The sequence below is a fragment of the Ideonella sp. P3_A4 genome (assembly GCF_056403075.1).
Window position 1 is genome coordinate 1 of the sequence record NZ_JBFUGE010000653.1, and the last position, 3,188, is coordinate 3,188.

Sequence of the window (3,188 nt, forward strand, 5' to 3'; positions counted from 1 at the left end):
CGCCTCCAGCGCCTGGCTGCGGCGGATGCGCTCGGGCGCGACGGCGCCGGTGGGGTCGGCTCGAATCCAGCCGCGGTCCGCCTGCCAGTATTCGGTCCAGGCGTGGGCATGGCTTTGGCGCACCGCGTAGTAGCCATCGACGGGCAGGAAGTCGCTGCCCTGGTAGCCGGTGACGATGCGTGCCGGCACGCCGAGCGCGCGCATGATCACGACGAACGACGCGGCGTAGTGCTCGCAAAAGCCTTCGCGCCGATCGAGCCAGAACTCGTCGATCGGGTCGCTGAGGTACTTTCCCGGCGCCAGCGTGTAGACATAGGGCTGGCGACGGATGTGCCGCAGCACGGCGTTGGCCAACGCGGTCGCGTCGGCTTCGCGCAGCTCAGGCTGGTTGCGCAGCTCAGTGGCCCAGGCGCGGGTGCGCAGGTGCCGGCCGGGCGGCAGAGCCAGCAGCCCTCTGCGCTCGAGCGGCCTCAACACCGTGGCTGTCGGGCCTCGCAGATCAGCTTCGGCGCTGAGGATCACCCGCTCGGACATCGGGCGGCGCAAGCGCCATTGGCCGCTGTTGTCGGGCTGGGTGGGCAAGCCGTTGATGGGCGGGTTCGCCTGCGGCGCATCGCGGGTGCCCTCGAGCAGCGGCAGCCACAGGATGCGCAACGGCTCCAGCGTCATCTCGTAGCGGTAGCGGCGGGTCGTGGCCGGGGGTACCGGACCGCTGGATGGCGGTGTGAAATTGTCGGTATGCCACTGGTTGCCGTCATAGTCGCTCAGCACCGGGCCCCGAAAGTACAGCGACTCGGCCGGCGGCGGCTGGCCTTCGTAGCGCAGGCGAAAGGCGATGCTGTCGTCGTTGGCCAGTTCGGCCACGTCGCCCAGCTGCAGGTTGTCCGACAGGCCGGTGTGTGCGCCGGCGCCGGGCATCGCCCACAAGGGGCCGATGCGCGGGAACAGCAGAAACAAGGCAATCATCACCGGCGTGCCGACCAGCGCCGCGCGCCCCGCCAGGCCGGCCGCTTCGCGCAACCGAGGGCGGCCGGCCGGCATGTGAGCCAGCGTCAGCGCCGTCAACCAGCCCCAGACAGACGCGCCCATCGTCAACGCCGTCCACAGTGACTGCGAGTACAGGAACTGCGTCAGCACCAGGAAGAAGCCGAGGAAGAACACGACCAGCGCATCGCGGCGGGCGCGCAGCTCGAGCGTTTTCAAGGCCATCAGCACCACCAGCAAGGTGACGCCGGCGTCTTTGCCAATCAGCGTGCGCTCGGTCCAGAAGGTCAACCCAGAGGCCACGGCCAGCGTGCCGACCAGCCACCAGCGGCTGGGCAAGGGCGCTTGGCGCAGCGCCAGCGAACCCCGCCACAGCAGCACCACGCCGCACAGCGCGCCCACCCAGGGCGCCAGTCGCAGCACATGCGGCGTGATGGTCCAGCCGATCACCAGCAGCATGAACAGCGTGTCGCGTGATTCGCGGCTGGTGCTGCCGATTCGGATGGAGGCGAAGGGCGTCATCGTCGGTAGCCCTCAGCGCCAGGCGGCCAGTGCACTCAACGCGGCGTGGCGGTGCGGTGCGCCGCTGGAGGGTGGCAGCTCCAACCCCGGCAGGCGAAGGCCATAGGCCAGGCCTTGGCGTTCGGCCAGGATCACCCAGGCGGTCAGGCGCGACAGCCGAGCTTCGGTGTCGGGCTGGCGGGCAGCTACCCAGTCCAGCCACAGCTCGTGGCGAGCCGATTCACGGCCCTCGCGGCTGATCAGCTCACCGCTGCGCGCGACCTTCTTCCAGGCGACCTGGCGCAGGGTGTCGCCACGCCGCCAGGGGCGCAGGCCGTCGAACTCGCCGCCTTGGGCGCCACGCGCCGGCACAGGCCCGCCGGCCACGGCTGCTGCGGCGGGCAGGGCGGCGGCGGGTTGCTCGGGTTTGGGGTAGACGCACAGCTGGCCCGCCGGGCGCCACAGCGACCAGGCGCGGAACAGGCCGAATGGGAAGCGCGTCTCGATCTTCAACAGCGGCAGTGACTGCAAGCCACGTCTTTCCGCCAGCACCCCGATGGCCACCGGCGATTGGCCCGCCGCGCCGATCTCGGCGAACGCCAGTTGTGCCGGCGCGCCCGATACCAGCACCCCAAAGCCCAGGCCATGTCGTGCGGCGCCGGGGTTGGTGACAACCACTTCGAGCGTGGCGCGGTCACCGGCGAATACAGGCGCGGGCGGCCGCGCATGCAGCGTCAGCCCGCGCAGGCTGTTGTGCGTCATGTGCATCGACGCAAGCGCGCTGCCGGCGAGCAGGAAGGTCAGCGCATAACCGAGGTTCAGCTGGTAGTTGATCGACGCGATCAGCAGCACCATCAGCGTCATGCCAAAGAACAGGCCGGCGCGGGTCGGCACGATGTAGATGTTGCGCTGGCTCAGGTGCCACTGCTCGGCCGGCCGGTGTCGGCCCTGCCACCAGGTGTCCACGCGACGGCGCAGCTTGCCCAGCATGGTGCGGTTCAAGCGGTTCAGGGAAGCGGCACCGCCTCGACCATCGCGCGTACCTGCTCGCGCCGGCCCCGGCCTGCACCGGCCACCGGCATCAGGCGGTGGGCAATGGCTTGCGGTAGCAGGGCCTGAAGGTCATCTGGCGTGACGTGGTCGCGCCCGGCCATCAGCGCCCGGGCGCGGGCCACACGCAGCACCGCAATGCCGGCGCGCGGCGACATGCCTTCGACGAACCACTGGCCCGAGCGGGTGGCGGCGATCAGGGCTTGCAGGTAGTCCAGCAACGCGTCGGACGCGTGGACCCCGGGCACCGCGGCCATCAGGGCTTGCAGTTCCTGCAGGCTCATGACGGGCTCGAGCCTGGCGATCGCATCGCGCCGGTCTTCACCGGCCAGCAGCGCGCGCTCGGCCTTCCGGTCGGGGTAGCCGAGCGTGATGCACATCAGGAAGCGGTCGAGCTGGCTTTCCGGTAGCGGGTAGGTGCCTAACTGGTCCGTCGGGTTCTGGGTGGCGATGACGAAGAACGGGGCGGGGAGGGGGCGCGTCTGCCCGTCGATGGTGACCTGGTGCTCTTCCATCGCCTCGAGCAATGCGCTTTGTGTCTTCGGCCCAGCGCGGTTGATCTCGTCGGCCAGCAGCACCTGGGCAAAGATCGGGCCGGAATGGAAAACGAACTCTTCCTTGGCGCGCTCATAGATGCTGACGCCGATCAGGTC

The 3,188-nt window shown here is 69.8% G+C and carries 3 protein-coding genes; all 3 read right to left on the bottom strand.

Going from position 1 to position 3,188, the window contains the following annotated elements; genetic code table 11:
* Positions 1-1,506, bottom strand: a 1,506-nt coding sequence (locus AC1DYI_RS30580; RefSeq protein WP_477207880.1) for a transglutaminase TgpA family protein, incomplete at its 3' end; no start/stop codon positions are given.
* 12 nt (positions 1,507-1,518) lie between these two features.
* Positions 1,519-2,487: a DUF58 domain-containing protein gene (locus tag AC1DYI_RS30585; protein ID WP_477207881.1), complete on the bottom strand. Its 969-nt coding sequence runs from the start codon at positions 2,485-2,487 to the stop codon at positions 1,519-1,521.
* Positions 2,488-2,492: 5 nt separating this feature from the next.
* The coding region (locus AC1DYI_RS30590) for an AAA family ATPase (RefSeq protein ID WP_477207882.1) at positions 2,493-3,188 on the bottom strand (696 nt) is incomplete at its 5' end.